Genomic DNA, 16932 nt, shown 5'->3' on the forward strand with positions numbered 1-16932 from the left:
TTATTTAGCCTTAACAAATTCATCCAAACAATCAAACACATTGATATGTTGATATTGCCAATAGAGCTGAGATAACTCAGCTCTATTTTTTTTATGCTCAGCTTGCTGACTAGCATCGTTTTTATCCAACGACGTAGCAAGGTAAGCCATAAGTTGGCTAAATTCAGTTATCACCCTACCCGCAGCAGGAATAGACGCTGCATAGTCATAGCATTGGCGGCTGTCAGTACTATATTGCTGCTGATCAAATTGATAAAACACAATATCCGCTTGGCTTTGCAGCATATCGATATACAAAGACGAATAATCGGTAATTAATAGATCAACCTCATTAATAATTTCATAGGTATCTTGCCAATCACTGATATTAATAATGTTAGGGTAATTGGATATATCATTGCCAAGTTGGGCTTCATTAGGGTGAAGCCGTAATAAAAATAGCTGCTTATTAGCAACTAAATAAGCCGATAACAACTCAAAATCAAATGCTTGCAAATAAGGATTCGATTGTTTTTCAGCAAGGGCAGAGGCGTCACGCCATGACGGGGCATAAAGAATAATACTGTCAGCGTGATTAATTTGCTTAAGTTCATCAGCTAAGGAATTTGATTCGGGGTAGTGGCTGTAATAATCAGTGCGCGGATTACCGCAATTGAGCATTTGGTTAAGGTTGATGTTAAAGGCGCTGGCAAAAAGGTTGGCCACTAAATCACTGGGGGCAATCATATGATCAGGCTTTACTTTTTGCTGGTGGTATAAACTTGCAGAGTTAAGCTTTTCGCTCAGGCTTTTAGGGTGATAAATCGTTAATAAGGGGCCGTTGTTAATATCATACTCAATACGTTTTAGCGGCGAGCCATGCCATAAATTAACCTTGGTGGCACCTTTAGCAAAATACTGATTAATATCACCAATATAACTAGTATAGAAATAAAACTCAGCGGTTAACGCATGATAAATCCCTTTGGCGCTCCAGCGGTGATACGCCTCATAGCCTTGTTGGTTTAATGCGCTGATAACATCGCCATCGCCACTTATCCAAATCGCGCGGATCGTTTTTGTGCGCTGCCAATGTAAAAACAGGTATTTGCTATTATCGGCAAATTTATTTTTATAACACCCCATCACTGCTTTGCGCGTTCTTGGCGTTAAGCCAGATAAAAAATATACGCTTTGAGTCATGACATATTTGATGCTATTGGCAATAAATTGGCTCATGCAATGTCTCCTTGACTGTAAATTCCTTTAAATACAAAGTTTAGCACTAAACTGCTAATAAGCTTAGGCCGCTTTAACAGATTTAACCGCGAGGTTATTTTTAATCTCAGTGGTTGAAATATCGTCGGTACGGGTGAGGTACATGACTTCGCACTGGCTTTTTAAGAAATCAAATTCACCTTGCCAATCATCGCCGATGGCAAAAATATCAACATCAAAACGGCTAACATCAGCTGATTTTTGCTGCCAGTTATGCTCAGGAATGACCTTTGATACATATTTACAAGCCGCCACAATTTCTACCCGTTGCTGGTAGCTAAAGAAAGCTGCCTTGCCTTTTAGGGCATTAAATTCATCGGTAGAAACCCCAACAATCAGTTGATCGCACATTTTGCTTAGGCGCTGAAATAATCTCACATGGCCAAAGTGGAATAAATCAAATGTACCGTATGTAATGATGGTTTTCATAATGAATATCCTTTTTAATCAGTAATTAGCTGCAATCTCTAATTTAAAATCAATTTAGCTTTTAATGATGATGTCAGCTTGTTTGCTGTGAAACTTTTGCTGCAATATGTTTGCTAGGTAAAGTGGCTTTTGCGCTTGGGCAAATTCCATTTCAACCATTTGTATTTCTTCATCAGGGGTGTGCTGGTCAAAGTTCAATTGCACCGGACCATAGACGCCATAAGTGGTGTTGCTGTCATGCAAATGCTTATGTTTACTGGATGCGCCAAATAGGGCTAAATCGCCTTTGGCTGCTAACCAAAGTTGTGGTAGTAGTGAAAAAAACTTGTTGTTAAAATTAAACTTGTGCGCTTTAACGGCTTTATTGTGGTTGTTAATCACGGTTTCAGTCAGCAGTGGTTTATTGGGCTTGATGATCAATGCGCCCACAAATAAGGTCAGTAATAGTGGTGACAGTAAGATATAAAACATCATCATTAGTCCACGCTGCATTAGCGTGTGGTAATTACTGGCGCTTTGGGTCGATGTGGCGATTAAACTTTGATCTTCAATTTTGCTCCAACTGCTGGTTTGTGGGTCTATCATCAAGTCTTGGGAAATGATTTTATTGTTAACCGATAATTGCGGCCCAACATAGGTATTAGGCAAAATAATACTGTTTTGGATCTGGCTATCTTCAATAAAGCAGTATTTTCCCACCACCACCGCATCAGTTAATTGAGCTTTATGAGACACTTTGGTGTATTCACCAATTGCGCCATACACCTCGGCGCTATCTAATTGCGGCAGCTCGCATTGGGCTTCAACCATAAGGCTTTGGTTGCTTGAGCCTGTTTGGTGTTTGCGACCTTTACTGCTAAATATTTTGCTACAAATCACAAATTCAGTGGCTGCCACATAGCCTGATAAGCTGTCTAAATAAAAGCACTGACCATGAAGCACTTGGGCGATACTATCATCATGATCTACCGCTGTGGTTTGCAGTGGCCAGTTAAGCAATTGATTGTGTTTCCAGCCAGCGGGTAGCATCATCATTCCAGGGTTACGCTGCTCCATTGTTGCGTGAACAAATTTGGTGGGTACCATGCTGGAAAATGCCACAAAACGCTCTAGGCAAGGGCTTCTTAATATATCGCCTCGAACCACTAATGCCTGGGTGGTGTTATCGATATGCATTCTGGCAAGCACGCTATTAACTGCTTCTTGTGGCTTACTTAAAAAATACTCAATATTCAAACCCCATTGCTGGCCATTACCAATTTGGGCTTCCAGTTGTTCTGCATCAGCGCAAATCACCATTTTGACTTGGCTTATGCCTGCATCCGCTAAATCTTCTAGGGTGTACTCCACTAGAGGCTTGTTTGCTAGCGGTAATAGCGCTGGGCAATATTGCTGGTTTAGCGGCGCTAATTCATTTCCATTGCGGTTGGCAAATACGATAGCTTGCATAAGGTCTCCTAGTAGGCGCCACGCGCCAAAAGTACAGCTGGAATAGTTTTTAATAACAGTGTGATATCTTCTTTAAGCGATTGTTTGTAGATGTAATCAATGTCCAGTTCTACTTGCTTATCAAAAGGAATATCTGAGCGTCCGCTAACTTGCCAAATGCAGGTGATGCCAGGTTTTACCCCTAATCTGCGACGGTCGCTTAACTGATATTGGCTTACTTCATTAGGTAGTGCAGGTCTTGGGCCAACTAGTGACATATCACCAATTAACACGTTCCAAAGTTGTGGTAACTCATCGATTGAAGCTTTGCGGATAAGTTTTCCTATGGTGGTAATACGCGGATCTTGCTTCATTTTGAAAATGACGCCACCTTGCATTTCATTGTTTTGTTTGATTTTTTCTAACCTTTGCTCGGCATCAATATACATTGAGCGAAACTTCCACATGGTGAATGCTTGGTTATTTTTGCCACTGCGTGTTTGTGAAAAAAAGATCGCCCCTTTCGACTCAATTCGGATACTTAATGCGGTTAACGCAAATAATGGCGCTAATAAAATTAGCAAAATGCTAGCAGCAACAATATCGAATGTGCGTTTTGCAAATTGGCCACATTTGATTTTAAAGAAGTACCAATGACGGTTGTGATTTGAAATAGCTGATAGCGGCTGAGCCTTAGCTTGGCTGGTCGCTGAGGCCAAATTTAGCTGTTGTTTTTGCTTTAACACTCGCGCTAAAAATAGCGGGTTACCCACCACGTAGCGTTTCCACATGCGTTGTGGCTCTTGTGCTAAGCGCCATATCCATTCCATTCCTACTTGTCTGACAGCAATAGGTGCACGAGAAACATTATTGGCGAAGTAATCAAACAGTCCACCAACCCCAACGGCTGCGCCCACCTTTAATTGATATTTATGTTGCTCAATCCAATGTTCTTGCTTTGACGCCCCCATGCCGACGAGTAGTAGCTGCGCCCCTGATTGATTGATTTGCTCAATCACCTCTTGTTGGTTGCTTTCATTTAAATAACCATGATGACAGCCCACTATCTGTAAATCAGGGTACTGCTGTTTAAGGTTGGTTGCCGCCTCTTCAGTGGTGCCAGCAGTTGCCCCCAGGAAAAACAGTTTTATCCCTTGCTCACTGGCGCGTTGACACAGTAACGGCAGCATATCAGTACCATTCACATTGTCTTTAAGGCCGATACCGTGTAGCTGGCAAGCAATACGAATACCGCTACCATCAGCAAAAACTTGCTGGCATTGATTGAGAATATTTTTATAAGAGCTGTCTGTTGAGGCAATGTTCAAGCAGTCTGCATTTACAAAGGCAAAATGTTGGGTTTCATCGCCCACACAGTGCTGCGCTGCTTTAACCAGTTTTTCAACACTGTCAGCCATTTTATTATTATCAATATTGACCCCAAGTAAGTTGAATTGCTCAGGGTAATTCAGCTCAGTAGAGACAACAATTAAACGGCAAATTAGGCACTTACTTAGGTTAATTAGGTAATGAAATAAGCTGCTAAATTCAGGGGCTGCATTATTGATATGTTCAATCCCCATATTGCGCTGCATTTTTTCAATGGAAAAAACACCAGGGCGGCTATTGGTTGAACTTGGCTCAAACACGCAATACTCAAAGGCACTGCCTAAAAAACCAATATCGCCTTTAATGATCCCCAATAAAAACGGCAGTCTTGAAAAGCGCCCTTGGCTAAATTGATACAGCGCAACTTGGCGATCGTTTACATGAATGTAGATAGCATCAAAAATAGCTTGCTTTGAGCAGGCAAGTATTAAGGTTTTAAACACCATTATTGGTAGCATTAAAACCAGTAATATTATCGCCATAAAGCAATCAAAAGCGCGGACTGACAATAAGGTTGAGTCTGATGCCTGCGACTGGGTTTGAGTGTTTACTGATTGATGAGCGTCCATACCGTACCTCATAAAATGCAATGATTAATCGTTCGATACCTTGTTAAAGCACGAACTATTCCATATTTGTTAAGCATCTAATTAATAGTGTGTTATTGTGTTTTTAACTGTTTTTTTCGGTGGTTTTTTAGCAAGGGGCTTGCAATAAAAAGCTGACTTTGCAGAATGCGAATCGCACTGCAAAGCCAGAACTGGGAAGATGAGATAAGAGCTGCGGGTTACAATTTACTTTGTTGCATAAATTCACTTGAAACGCCGTCACGTGAAATACGTAGTTTTTGTAAAATGCCGATAAATTTTTGCCCAACAGCTTCGATAGCGATATAACCCCAAGCAGGTATTATCCACTGCGCATATGCGGCAATCATGGTGGTGACGGTTTTAAAGGTTTCACTTCTTATAATGCTAGGTGATGCTTTCATCGCGCGGTTAAACAGCTTTACAGCAGCGCTGCCATCACCAATGCGAATAGCTTGTCTCGATAAATAACGTAATTGGAACCCGCGAGCAGACTCTTCATGTTGCTTTAATAATTTAGGAGCAAAACCACGGGCTTTTTCAATCATTTTCTCCCATGAGGCATATTGCTTCTCAAGGTTTGCTGATAAGCCACCATGATTAAGGCGGTAGTAAGTTAATGGCTCTGGTAGCCCTTCAATTTCCCAAGAGGTGGTTGCAGCAATACGTAACCAACATTCAATATCTTCTGATTGGCGGAAGTTCTCATCAAAGTAGCAGCTGTGGCGATTTTTACTGCTTGCTGGCTGAAAGCGTATGTCGTTTAAGGTGCTGCGGCGAATAACCGGCGCTGAGCCATTTCCTACAGGGTTACGGCATAATAAATGGGCAGCATCAATGTCAAAAAGTTTTGGCATTTGATAAAAATCGATAAACTTACCTTGATAATCAATAAAGCTTGAGCGTGAAAAACTTAATCCAACGTTGGGGTTCTTATCTAAATGCACCACATGGCGCTGTAGTTTTTCAGGGTGCCATAAATCATCAGAATCAATAAAGGCCACAAACTCACCTAATGAATGACGGATGCCGGTATTTCTTGCCGCTGCTAAACCTTTGTTGGTTTGATGACGGATGATATGTACTCTTGGATCGCCGATAAATTGTTTACATATTTGCATGCTATTATCATCACCGCGATCATCAACAATCAATAGCTCGAAGTTGTCATAGGTTTGCTTTAATACTGATTCAATAGCCGATTTAACAAACTGTTCAACGTTATAAACTGGCATTACTACTGAGATTCTAGGAGACATAATGTTTTCCTTAACTGTTTGTAACAGTTGGTTGATTAAATGAGATACGGCTGCTGTACCAGCAAAGCCAAGGCATAATAATTAAGTAAGTCACCATCACACTCAGTGCGACTGTGCTTAAGCTGAACTGACTTGCAACACTGATCACCAGGGTTAACAAAGCGGTGATAGCTAAATTGAGTTTGAAATTTAAACGGCTATGGCCGTGGGCAAGTAATAACTGACTGGCGGCTTCTGCCATTGGGCGAACAAGGCCGCTTAAACATAAGAAGATGAACACTGAAATGGCATCGGTTGTTAACCATTGCTCACCGTATACAAATGGCACGTAAAGGGGCGCAAGTGTTGTTTGTAAGATGATGATAGGGGCGGTAATCGCGCTAATGGCCATCACACTGTGACGAAACTTCTGCTTAGCAACTTGTTGGCTATTTGCTACATTGCTCGCGATTTTATCGTCGCTACAAAGGTGCGAGTAAAACGCGGTACCAAAGCTTTGAACTAGCCCTAAACTGATCCCCAAGCTGACGTTGTAAGCAAAGAAGTAAACCCCCAGAGCCTCAACCCCCATGAAGTAACCAATGACCAGATAATCAATGCTTTGTCTTAGGGTGTTAATCAAATCGCTTGAGCTCACCGGAATGCTAAAGCTAAGGATTGATTTAACATTTTTAACGGATGCTTTTTGGGTAAAAGTCGGTAACGGATTGCCATTTTTATGCAGGTAAATCCAGACCAATACCATCACCACTTTAGGGATAATAATGGCCCACAAGCCAAAGCCGCTCAGTGCAAGTATTGCAGTTAAGATGCCATCGCCCACGGTTTGCCAAAGGTTGGCGCTAGCCACTTTACGCATATTGTTGTTACGTAAGTTCACCGTGGCGTACAACATGCCAAATGGCAGTAATAAATAACTACTGGCAACAAACAAGATAGGCAGAACAAGTTGGCTGTCTTGGTAGTAATAAGCCAGTGGTAAGCTGATTAAACTCATTAGTGCAAAGGCAATAAGGCAGGCGCCGAAGTTAATCACATTGGCGCTGGCTAAGTTGTCTTTAAACTCGGTATCATTCATGCGAATAAGTGCTGCTGAAGTAATGCGGCGAGTTGGAGTACAAATTAATTCAAATAGGGTTAAGGTAATGGCCACTTGACCGAAGATTTCTGGTGTCAGTAATCTCGCGGTTATCACGCTAGCTGCTAATCTCACAATACGGCCACTAAACTGAGCACTCGCCAACCACATTAGGTTTTTACCCAATGTACGAATGCCTTGATTCAGCATTTGATTGACGGTCGTTTTAGGACCTAGTGAGTTAGTGGTTGTTTGCATTATTTGTACCCTTGATCTTGTTAGCTAATTTGATCTTGTTTGCACATTCAAATTAGGACTAGCTGACTGCTTACAAGGGGAGTTACACTTATCGTGCCAACTTTTATATGCATGTTTTAATTGGGTTTTATTATTTTATGGGGTAAGTGCTGCTGAGGTGTTTTAGCAAATTGAGATAGGGCCGTTGCAGTTTGCAATACTTTAACTGAGAGCATCAAAGCGCTTTCATTGGTTTGCTTTGATGTATGGCGTTAACCCGTTTAGGATTGATTTAGCTATTCACTTTAGCTATTTACTTTAGCTATTCACTCTAGCTAATAGTGGTGCCAGCGTGTATTGGCAAGTGAGTGAAAGGCAAAACTAACAGGATGGACAAATGAACAAATCGACCTCTTTATTGATGAGCATGGGTTTGCTGCCAGCGAGCTTAACCTTGTTAGCTGGATTAACTTTATCAGGCTGTAGCCAAGATGTGCCAAAGCAGCAAACTGAGCAATCGACTATGCAATCAAGTGCGCAATCAACTGCGCAATCAAGTGCGCAATCAACTGCAGCAGTTGAAAGTAGCTTGTGTACTCAAGCTTGGTTTAAGCAAGTAGATCAACAACTGATTTCAGGCGATGGTCAAGGTCATGGGCCTGACTTAGGCTCAGATGAATGGCAGTCGGTGATTGAATTTAAGTTAGGTGTAAGGGGCGACACTGATGTGCCAAATCGACACTCTAAGGCTTGGTGCGCGTATGTGCAGCAGAAGTTATCTCAGTAACCAGCTGCCATTATCTATGTGAGTGTTATCCATTTTTATCAGCTCTTATCAAGGGCTGACTTCTGCGTCACTTTAGCGGTTAGCGCTTAAAGAGGGGTGATAGCTGTGCATGCTATGGGGTTTAATCATCTATTACCAAAAAATTGTTGATAATGTAACAACTATTAGCCCCTTTAAGCATAGGGACCTAGCGACTATAATCAACGTTCTTATGTCGTTAGGAAGTTATTTTAATTCTGTTTGCTATGGCGGGGTTAAATAAGCTTATAATCATATAAAGTGCTTAATTAATAAAAGTTTTTTACATAAAAAGTTAAAAGTAACTTATTAAATAAGCATTTGTTTTGAGTTTATTTAGCTTAGCTAAGCAAAGTAATGATTTTATTGAATACTTTATAACTTATGGCATTCGGCAGTTGCATTTCCCGTGGATGAAAGCCGGGAATATTAATGAAAGTGGAGACAGTAAATATGACACATCCAATTATTGAAGACTTAAACAATCGCTATACAGCAAAGCGATATGATCCTTCAAAGCGTGTTTCACAAGAAGATTTAGCGGTGATCTGCGAAGCGATGCGACTTTCAGCATCTTCGATTAATTCACAGCCGTGGAAATTTATTGTGCTTGAAAGTGATGCGGCAAAACAAAGAATGCATGACACCTTCGCTAATAAGTTTCAGTTTAATCAGCCCCATGCAAAAGCATGTTCTCATATTATTTTATTTGCCCATAACCCTCACTATACCCGTGACGATTATGCCAAAGTGGTTGATAAGGGCATTGAAGATGGTCGCACAAAACCTGAAAATCGCGAGCAAGCTTTTGGTGGTTACTCTTTTGCTGAATTAAATACCGATGCACAGGGCAATAACGAGGCGTGGACACGCTCTCAAGCTTATCTTGCACTGGGTAACACCTTGCATACTTTAGCCCGTTTAGGTATCGACTCGACCACAATGGAAGGGGTTGATAGTAAACTTATCGGTGATATTTTTGCCGAAGAATTAGATGGTTATGAATGCTATGTTGGTTTAGCTATCGGTTACCATCATAGTGATGAAGATTACAATGCCAGCTTACCTAAGTCGCGTCTTGCATTTGATCAAGTGATAAAAATTATTTAATGGCGTAAGCCATAGCCGCTGTGATGACAGTGTTTTGTTACCACTTAGGTAACAAAACACAATGATTAGTCCTTCAAGGCAGCGGCTTTTTTGAGTACGGCTTCTGGCTCTTCAGCTCGCAGCGTCATACCTAATACAATTAATCCCGGCCAAAATAAATAGGCTAGAATTTCTAAATTCTCGCCGAAGGTATATAAACTTAACATAAGTAAAATTGCCATGCCGACTCTGGCCATAGGCTGACTAAATAATCGGATCAATAATATCAAGAAGGTGACTAACATCGGAATTGCTAACGCTACAGCGCCGACAACGCCTTTAACAAACAATAATCCATACCAAGTATGATGCGAGCCTATGGGCATGTATTCCACCATGTGCGGCCCTCGCTCAACGATACCATGGCCAAAGATCACCGCTTCATTCATCCACCTTTCAACGGCAATATCAGCCAAAGCTTGACGAACGCGAGTTGAATCGGCGCGGGCAGCTTTTATGGCGGCAATACTGATTTGTATTTTGTTGATAGTGGCTTCACCGACAACCCCAATAAGTAACATTAACGGGCTAAGTAAAAAGTACAGTAAAGGTGAGCGCACAAGTTTAAATAGGGTGAAAAAGCCGATTAAGGCGAAATAACACACCAAGCCAAGACGGGATTGCGACATTAATACCATCAGTAAGCTGCCTGCAATGCCCCACTTTTTCCAACGTGAATCCTTTTCTTGTACGGCAAAAATAAAATATAAGTTACCTAGCATGCCTAATGCCGGTGCCCATGGGGTAAACAGACGCCAGCGGGGAACGCCGCTGCCAGGGTCGATTTCATATAAACTGACGCTGAAAAACTCAGGCCCTGGGCCACCAATAATGCTCAGTGGCGACACATATAAGGTGCTGGGCAAGCCAACTTTCCAAGCAATTAAAAACAGCGGGAACAGCAAAATAGTATGTTTGCAGACTCTGCAGCAGGCGCGATAAATAATTTCAGGCCGAATAGATAAGCAGCCAATAAGCGGAAATATTGCCAGTAAGGCCCAGCCTTTGGCCCAGCCAATAGATGATTTAATTAATTTGCCAATACCTAAGCCAAAATCGAGGTGGCCGACCACTAAGGCAATAAGCATGAACAACATGCCAAACACCCATACATAATGGCTGATGCTAATTCTATATGTTTGCTGACCTGAAATTTTTTTATAAAGTAAGCGTGCAAATAGCACCCATGCAATCACAGGTGCAATGACATATAAAGCACCAAACAGCCAAAATAAATAACTATAAACAATGCTGTTGTATATTATTTTTTCGTCAACATTTTGCGCAACAATGGTTTGCGGATCCATAAAATGCTCAACCCTAGCAGTAACATGAAAGAAGCGCTTAACCCACCAAAGATAATTAGTATGCTGGCTAATTTATTGGGAGAATGAGCTAAACTCGGCGGCGAAAATAATTGCAACATGGGGTAAGCCGAGTAGATATCTGATTTACCCACATCCAATTTTGCCATCGCAGAGGTTAATACCGTAGTGGCTAACTGGTGTTCACGTTGTAAATCTGCAAGCTTGGCGGCATCATCGTTACTGTGCTGCAAGCGTAGCTCCCACTGATCAATTTGCGCGATCAGTGAATCTACTTCTGATTGCGTCGCTTGTCGTTTTGAGGCTATGGTAATGAACTCTTGCATCATCACTGCGCGGCCATCAACATCATCCACCGTTAGCATCATTAAAATTTTCTCATCTTGAAATCCAATAATGGTATTAAAGCGCTGCTTCATACTATCGAAGATACTGTCTAACTCTGCTTTTAGGGTGACTAATGTCGGGTGACGACGACCCAAGCGCCCAGCATTTTCAATGTAAGTGGTATTGGCGGTGTTGTGTTTTTCAAGTAACTGCTGAAACAGCTTATCATTGTTGAGTTTGAGTAAAATCGCAGCTTGTGAGTCATTAATGCCAAGGTGTTTTTCATAGAGTTCATAGCTGGCATTTAAACCTTGCAGTGACGCTGAAAGGGTCACTTTACTATGGCGTAAGCGCTCAATGGTGATGGCTAACTCTTTAAACTGATCAAGGGTTATTAGGCCTCGCTTAGATTGAAAATCCAGTAATTGCTTTTGTGTTTGCTTTACTCGGGCGTTATAGCTTTTCAGGCTACGTTGAATACCTCGCTCGCGCAGGCTATTTTCATCAAAACGCAGATCATCAAGAATGTCTTGTAAAGAACGATACATAGCCCAGCCACGTTTTTGAGCTTGTTCTGGCGATGCGCCATTAATACTAAACTCCATTAAGCCCGTTTGACTGGGGAGTTTAAGTTTGGGTTTTGGTATTTCATTGCTAGGCACTTTTAAATAAAACGCAGCGGTTTGCATCAGCAAGCTGCTCATGGAAATCGCTTTAAAATTCTCTCTTGGATCAATGGCCGAGCTCATATAAGGCGAGCTATTGGAGCTACTTGCTTGACCAAGGCTGTCAAGGCTTAGGGAAGACCCCGCTGCGACCCCAGGTAATATGACCACCCATTTACTTTCGTATTTGGTGGGGGTTAGCGCGATAAAAACAGCCACCAACAGCCAGACAATGAGCAGTGATATCAAGGCTGTTTTGATGTACAGGCGTTTACGGGCTTTAGGGGTTAAGTGGCTGCCTTCTAATGTGGCGCGTTTAATCCAATATAAATAGGCAAGTTCTGAAAAGCTGGCGTAATCTTGCTCTGTTTCGATGTCAGTGTTTTGTGCGCTTTGGGTTTCATTTTCAAGCTTAACGTCAGTATCAGCACTGGAGCTTGTGTGCGCCCCTGCCCCAGAGTCTGCTTGTTTCTGGCTCTGTTCGCCTTTGCCGCTTTTGCAGTTTCCTTGGCTCATTATTGTCTCCTTACAACCATCCGATAAGGGTTGTTGGCACGACCAATTCAGTTACTGTTCTGGCTATTTCACGGATATTAGTTACGCGAGAGTCATAACAGGCAAGTCCATCACCGGGGAGTAATACTGGGTTTGATTCATTATTCCAGGCCGTTTGAATTAAGCCATCAATTGAGCGTTCGACAATATCTATTTGATTAGATAATGGATTTTTAGTCACTAGGATAACGTAACGACTGGCATTGGTGGTTTGGGCACCACCGACACAGTTGGCCGCAATGGCGCCATTTAGCAAGCGGGTGCCGTAAGGAAAGCGTGTTGCTTCACGGTCTACTGCTGACTGACTATTTGAACTTGCAGGTTGCGTTAAGTTTGACATAAATACCCTGATCCCTGGTGTTGTCAACTGAGAAGGTCTGGCTAATTGATCATTAAATGAATGCGTCGAAGGAACATGTACATGATCGCCAGCCATTAAAGTCATGTTTGGTACTTTCTCTCCCGTTAGCATACCACGTAAATCCATATTGAAAACCTGACCATTACGGATGACCTTAATTGCTGAAATATCAGCATCTGGGCGCACCCCACCAGAAGACTTCACCGCGGCGGCTACATTACGCTGAATGGCTTGGTCACCAGCAAAGTTACTGCCATCATCTTTAAGTTCAATGGGGAGTTTTTTGTTGATCATGTGCTGACCTGGCTCAAATACTGCGCCAGAGGTGGTGATTTCAATAGGTGCCCAGCTAATAGGTAATATACTGATACGCACCGCATGGGCCAACATCAGATTTTCATCGATTAATATGTTTCTGATTTGATTGTTTAATTGATTAAGAGTCAGTCCTGTAACTGAAATTGGCGGTAAATAAGGCAGATAGATATTGCCGTCGGCATCTACTTCCACATCTTTACTAAATTCATCACCATTGAGTATTTTTACCGAAATTTTATCCCCTACAGATAATGACAACGCTTGCTGGGTATCAACCACCATCGACTTATTACCGAAAATTGGCGCAGTAGGGAAAGTCGTATGGTTTGAGGTCACAGCGCTGACCTTTCTGTTATAAGGCGTTTTTTGGCCAAAGTAATGGCAGCTAGTGAGTTGCTGCTCTAAATCACAAACATCTTGCTCAGCTGGTTGCATAGGGGTCACGCAAGCGGTTAAGCCTGCGATAATAGCGATAGAAAGTAGTGATTTGAATATGTTCATTTCTGTTCCCCTTTACGTCCGTGATTTAGTGGTTCCTGCTTAGCTTGCTAACTCTGAGATGATTTGTTCATCAAAGTCAGAGGGTTCAACAATGCTGCTATGACGCAAAAAATCTAACGCTAACGCCTCAGTTTCAAAAATCTCAAAAATATGGTGTAGGCGCGTTAATTCAATTAATGAACGTACCGCAGGACTAGGTGACAGTAATACGATGTTGCCTTGATAATTAAGCGCTTGATTACGGGCGGAGATAAGCACAGATAAGCCACTTGAATCGATGTACTCTAAATGCTGCATGTCGATAACTAAGCGGGTATGGCCTCTATCAATATAATCAACCAGTGCCGCTCGGTAAGTTGGGGTATGAGCCATAAACATTCTGATAGGTAATGTTACTACACTTGCATGTTGGGCTACTTTGATTTCAAATTTCATAACCTGCTCCTAAACATCTATTGATGCGCTAACTTTGATTAACTAAATCGTGATGAGATAAATGACGTCTAAAATTGAATGGGTGGATTAATCATTTATCCTCTGCTTAATCTATAGTTAGCAGGATGCGTGCCAATTATTTAGTTGTTATTAATCAGTGGTTTGAGGTTTTGTTTTGCTGTCGTCTGGCTGTGTGTTGCTTATTGCTAAGCTTTAATTGCGGTTTAAAACTATGTCGTTGCAGAATGCAAAAGCACTGATTACAACTTCACGACCTAGTATTTGCAATTCGCAGTATTGATTTAGTTTATATTGCAGGGAAGGGTCAGCCTAAGTACAGATAATATGAATTTTCGATAAAACGGCTTTGGTTTGATATAGATTGTTTGATATGGATTGTTTGATATAGAGTGTTTGCTAACTTGTATTTGGGCAAAGACGTATTTCAAGTTGGTTTATGAATGTCTGGACATAACTTTAGCAACTAAATATCTACTAGGTTCTTTCCTAGTAGTGATAAAATATCCGCATTAGAATAACCGAGAAAATCTATGTTTATCCATCATGTTAACGGCATCGACTGGCTGGTGATTACAGCTTTTGAAGAACTTAAAACTTTATTTATTGAAGAAGCTGGTGCGATCCCCTTTTGCTTCTCAACCGCCAGCGAATTGAACCTGATTGATCAAGCCAAGCGCACTTATGGATATTTGCCTGCACTCAGCGGCGTAATCACAGATACTGGCACTTTTCAACGTCAGGATAACGAAGAAGATTTGAACCCACAACTTGCCTGCATAGTTGAGGGGCGTGGTCGGGTATTTATCTATCACGGCGGCTTTGTGGCTTTTGTGGATGACGAGCAAACCTTTATTACCCGAATGGACTGAACATTATTCAGTAAGTTGAAATCGGCGAATTGGCATCCTTAGCCATGCAAAGCTGGATTAACTATGTTGTTATCGCTAATGCTTATCAAAGGTGTGTCGCTATTGGTTTACATTCCGCCCAAAGCATTAGCCCAAGTTTATACTTAATCTCAAGTGAGTGCCTAATACCGTTGCCTGTTGCTGCACCTGATCCATCCATTGATGCATTATCCATAAGCCGCGGCCGTTGGCTTTGTGTTTGTTAGGACAAGTGCTAGGGGGGGCTAGTGGGGTAAAGTTTGAGTTATCTAATATATCAATAATCAACTTGTTATCGTTTTTCTGTAATAACAGCTTAATATCTTCAGCGTCATCAGCGCTGTGCTGTTGCACATTATTGGTGGCTTCGAGTGCACAACTGATGAGTTTGAAGCGTTGTAATGGCTCAACCTTATTGCTGATCAAAAACTGTTCTAGTTCGTCATAAACTTGATCTGCTGTCATTGAATTGATGCTTATGTTCAATTGAGTGTTATTCATATTAACTCCTTAAGCTGTGGGTCACTGTGGGTTAATTCAAAAATATAAGCTGTTAATTTAAGTGCTTATCTTCGTTCTAAATCTAACTCTATAATCAGCAATAATTGGCATACAGTTATCATCACAATGATTGCTATAACTTTTTAATCGGGTGCGGTAAATAGTAGCAGTGACATATCATCTTGGGGTTGCGACTGCTGCCAAAGGTTGAGTAAGTAACTTAAGTGACTCAATAAATTCGCCGCTGGCATGGCTTTAGCTGATAAGCAGCGCTGTTTTAAGCGCTCTAAGCCAAACATGCCAAACTTTGGATGATTAACTTCATACACGCCATCTGAAAACAGCAGTAGTTGCTCACCCGGGTAAAGTTGGTATTGACCACTTTGGTATTGGCAGTGTTTATCAATACCAATTGGCATACCTGTGGGCACATCGATGCTTTGCACATCGAGTTTAGAAATGATTAATGGTAATGGGTGACCTGCATTACACAGTTGTAATTCATGGGTGTTTATATTGATTTTACCTATCATTACAGTGGCAAACTGGCCCAAATTACCAGGATCATCAAAGAGATTGTTTAAGGCATTCATGACCTTTTCTGGCGATTGCTGCCAGTTCATCCTTTGGGGTGATAAGCCTTGGGCGAGGGTAAAACTGAGCATAGCAGCACTGGCACCGTGACCCGATACATCGATAACATAGAAGCCTATCCACTGTTCATCAATTTCAAAGCATTGCAAAATATCGCCTGCAAGTTCCTCTGCGGGTTCAAAATAATGTCGGATAGTCCAATTATTGAAGGCTAAATTATTTTTTGGCAGTAAGGATTGCTGCAAAATCGCAGCTTGGGTCAGTTCAGACTGTTTTTGAGAAAGTAAACTTTGCAGCTGTTGCTTACTTTCAAGTACCGACTTTTTTGCTTGAATGAGCCTTACTGCAGCTTGAATTTTGACTTTTAATACTGAGGCCAAAAAAGGTTTGGTAATGTAATCATCAGCACCTGAGTCCATAGCATAAATCATGTCTTGAGTTTGATCGTTACCGGTTAAAAGCAAGAAGTAACCGGGATCTGTTTTGGTCTTTAGTCTTTTACACAGCTCAACACCGTTCATCCTAGGCATGCGCCAGTCGCTGACAATTAAGTCAAACTGCTGGGTACGGCACTTCTCCAGTGCCGTTAAGCCATCTTCACATTGCACCATCTCAAACTGTACATTTTCCGGCTGAAAACTTTGAATTAAACTGGCAATGTAATAGCGTTCACTGAATGTGTCTTCCACTAACAGGATGGAGATAGTCGACGTTGACGCATTAGCATTTTGCATGGCGATTCTCTATTAAGTTTGTTTAATAACTTATTAAAGCAAAAGCTGTTCCATAATTTTTAAATAATAAAATCAGGTGGTTAAGAAGCT

General features: G+C 41.6%; 15 protein-coding genes. 3 read left to right on the forward strand and 12 right to left on the reverse strand.

The features are described 5' to 3' along the window. From Q4591_RS10850 to Q4591_RS10875, 6 genes are all read right to left on the reverse strand, one after another. The gene (locus tag Q4591_RS10850; RefSeq protein WP_241900947.1) at positions 1-1218 is read right to left on the reverse strand and encodes a CDP-glycerol glycerophosphotransferase family protein; all 1218 of its coding nucleotides are present in this window, start codon (positions 1216-1218) and stop codon (positions 1-3) included. A 63-nt stretch (positions 1219-1281) separates the two neighbouring features. Then, entirely contained in the window at positions 1282-1686 is a 405-nt protein-coding gene (gene tagD / locus Q4591_RS10855) for a glycerol-3-phosphate cytidylyltransferase (protein ID WP_102476166.1), read from the reverse strand. A 54-nt stretch (positions 1687-1740) separates the two neighbouring features. Next, positions 1741-3135 (reverse strand): sugar phosphate nucleotidyltransferase, encoded by a 1395-nt coding sequence (locus Q4591_RS10860; protein WP_102439636.1) that lies wholly within the window; start codon positions 3133-3135, stop codon positions 1741-1743. Between the two features lie 8 nt (positions 3136-3143). Continuing rightward, the gene (locus tag Q4591_RS10865) at positions 3144-5072 is read right to left on the reverse strand and encodes a WecB/TagA/CpsF family glycosyltransferase (protein ID WP_303461035.1); all 1929 of its coding nucleotides are present in this window, start codon (positions 5070-5072) and stop codon (positions 3144-3146) included. Between the two features lie 218 nt (positions 5073-5290). Then, positions 5291-6349: a glycosyltransferase family A protein gene (locus tag Q4591_RS10870; RefSeq protein ID WP_102439634.1), complete on the reverse strand. Its 1059-nt coding sequence runs from the start codon at positions 6347-6349 to the stop codon at positions 5291-5293. Between the two features lie 10 nt (positions 6350-6359). Then, entirely contained in the window at positions 6360-7685 is a 1326-nt protein-coding gene (locus Q4591_RS10875; protein WP_102439633.1) for an oligosaccharide flippase family protein, read from the reverse strand. Between the two features lie 376 nt (positions 7686-8061). Here Q4591_RS10875 and Q4591_RS10880 point away from each other — a divergent pair, with 376 nt between their 5' ends. Next, the gene (locus tag Q4591_RS10880) at positions 8062-8451 is read left to right on the forward strand and encodes a hypothetical protein (protein WP_303446389.1); all 390 of its coding nucleotides are present in this window, start codon (positions 8062-8064) and stop codon (positions 8449-8451) included. A gap of 471 nt (positions 8452-8922) precedes the next feature. Further along, on the forward strand, positions 8923-9579 hold the full coding sequence (locus tag Q4591_RS10885; RefSeq protein WP_303461038.1) for an NAD(P)H-dependent oxidoreductase: 657 nt from the start codon (positions 8923-8925) through the stop codon (positions 9577-9579). Between the two features lie 65 nt (positions 9580-9644). Here the strand turns inward: Q4591_RS10885 and Q4591_RS10890 are convergent, their stop codons facing one another. Genes Q4591_RS10890 through Q4591_RS10905 form a run of 4 tightly spaced genes read right to left on the reverse strand, consistent with a single transcriptional unit; the run spans position 9645 to position 14105 of the window. Next, positions 9645-10925, reverse strand: coding sequence for a capsular biosynthesis protein (locus Q4591_RS10890; protein ID WP_102519059.1), 1281 nt, complete (start codon positions 10923-10925; stop codon positions 9645-9647). Then, complete coding sequence (locus Q4591_RS10895; RefSeq protein WP_303461040.1) at positions 10880-12451, reverse strand: exopolysaccharide biosynthesis protein; 1572 nt, start codon at positions 12449-12451, stop codon at positions 10880-10882. The genes Q4591_RS10890 and Q4591_RS10895 overlap by 46 nt, the downstream gene beginning before the upstream one ends. A 10-nt stretch (positions 12452-12461) precedes the next feature. After that, positions 12462-13670, reverse strand: coding sequence for a polysaccharide biosynthesis/export family protein (locus Q4591_RS10900; protein ID WP_102439629.1), 1209 nt, complete (start codon positions 13668-13670; stop codon positions 12462-12464). Between the two features lie 39 nt (positions 13671-13709). Beyond that, the gene (locus Q4591_RS10905) at positions 13710-14105 is read right to left on the reverse strand and encodes an STAS domain-containing protein (protein ID WP_076542877.1); all 396 of its coding nucleotides are present in this window, start codon (positions 14103-14105) and stop codon (positions 13710-13712) included. Between the two features lie 551 nt (positions 14106-14656). On the opposite strand from Q4591_RS10905, the gene Q4591_RS10910 reads away from it, so the two are divergent. Then, complete coding sequence (locus Q4591_RS10910) at positions 14657-14995, forward strand: cytosolic protein (RefSeq protein WP_102439628.1); 339 nt, start codon at positions 14657-14659, stop codon at positions 14993-14995. Between the two features lie 126 nt (positions 14996-15121). On the opposite strand, the gene Q4591_RS10915 is transcribed toward Q4591_RS10910, so the two are convergent. Together Q4591_RS10915 and Q4591_RS10920 are read right to left on the reverse strand one after the other, a co-directional pair. Next, positions 15122-15514, reverse strand: coding sequence for an ATP-binding protein (locus tag Q4591_RS10915; protein ID WP_102439627.1), 393 nt, complete (start codon positions 15512-15514; stop codon positions 15122-15124). 143 nt (positions 15515-15657) lie between these two features. Continuing rightward, a complete protein-coding gene (locus tag Q4591_RS10920; RefSeq protein ID WP_102439626.1) occupies positions 15658-16842 on the reverse strand; it encodes a SpoIIE family protein phosphatase in 1185 nt (394 codons plus the stop codon). Positions 16843-16932 lie beyond the last annotated feature (90 nt).

Origin of the sequence: Shewanella sp. 3_MG-2023, assembly GCF_030548765.1 — a bacterium.
Taxonomy (GTDB): Bacteria; Pseudomonadota; Gammaproteobacteria; order Enterobacterales; family Shewanellaceae; genus Shewanella.

What these genes read in the sequence shown, in the direction of transcription:
- Q4591_RS10850 (WP_241900947.1), bottom strand. Translation starts at nt 1,218, where the DNA reads ATGAGCCAATTTATTGCCAATAGCATCAAATATGTCATGACTCAAAGC.
- tagD (WP_102476166.1), bottom strand. Translation starts at nt 1,686, where the DNA reads ATGAAAACCATCATTACATACGGTACATTTGATTTATTCCACTTTGGC.
- Q4591_RS10860 (WP_102439636.1), bottom strand. Translation starts at nt 3,135, where the DNA reads ATGCAAGCTATCGTATTTGCCAACCGCAATGGAAATGAATTAGCGCCG.
- Q4591_RS10865 (WP_303461035.1), bottom strand. Translation starts at nt 5,072, where the DNA reads ATGGACGCTCATCAATCAGTAAACACTCAAACCCAGTCGCAGGCATCA.
- Q4591_RS10870 (WP_102439634.1), bottom strand. Translation starts at nt 6,349, where the DNA reads ATGTCTCCTAGAATCTCAGTAGTAATGCCAGTTTATAACGTTGAACAG.
- Q4591_RS10875 (WP_102439633.1), bottom strand. Translation starts at nt 7,685, where the DNA reads ATGCAAACAACCACTAACTCACTAGGTCCTAAAACGACCGTCAATCAA.
- Q4591_RS10880 (WP_303446389.1), top strand. Translation starts at nt 8,062, where the DNA reads ATGAACAAATCGACCTCTTTATTGATGAGCATGGGTTTGCTGCCAGCG.
- Q4591_RS10885 (WP_303461038.1), top strand. Translation starts at nt 8,923, where the DNA reads ATGACACATCCAATTATTGAAGACTTAAACAATCGCTATACAGCAAAG.
- Q4591_RS10890 (WP_102519059.1), bottom strand. Translation starts at nt 10,925, where the DNA reads ATGGATCCGCAAACCATTGTTGCGCAAAATGTTGACGAAAAAATAATA.
- Q4591_RS10895 (WP_303461040.1), bottom strand. Translation starts at nt 12,451, where the DNA reads ATGAGCCAAGGAAACTGCAAAAGCGGCAAAGGCGAACAGAGCCAGAAA.
- Q4591_RS10900 (WP_102439629.1), bottom strand. Translation starts at nt 13,670, where the DNA reads ATGAACATATTCAAATCACTACTTTCTATCGCTATTATCGCAGGCTTA.
- Q4591_RS10905 (WP_076542877.1), bottom strand. Translation starts at nt 14,105, where the DNA reads ATGAAATTTGAAATCAAAGTAGCCCAACATGCAAGTGTAGTAACATTA.
- Q4591_RS10910 (WP_102439628.1), top strand. Translation starts at nt 14,657, where the DNA reads ATGTTTATCCATCATGTTAACGGCATCGACTGGCTGGTGATTACAGCT.
- Q4591_RS10915 (WP_102439627.1), bottom strand. Translation starts at nt 15,514, where the DNA reads ATGAATAACACTCAATTGAACATAAGCATCAATTCAATGACAGCAGAT.
- Q4591_RS10920 (WP_102439626.1), bottom strand. Translation starts at nt 16,842, where the DNA reads ATGCAAAATGCTAATGCGTCAACGTCGACTATCTCCATCCTGTTAGTG.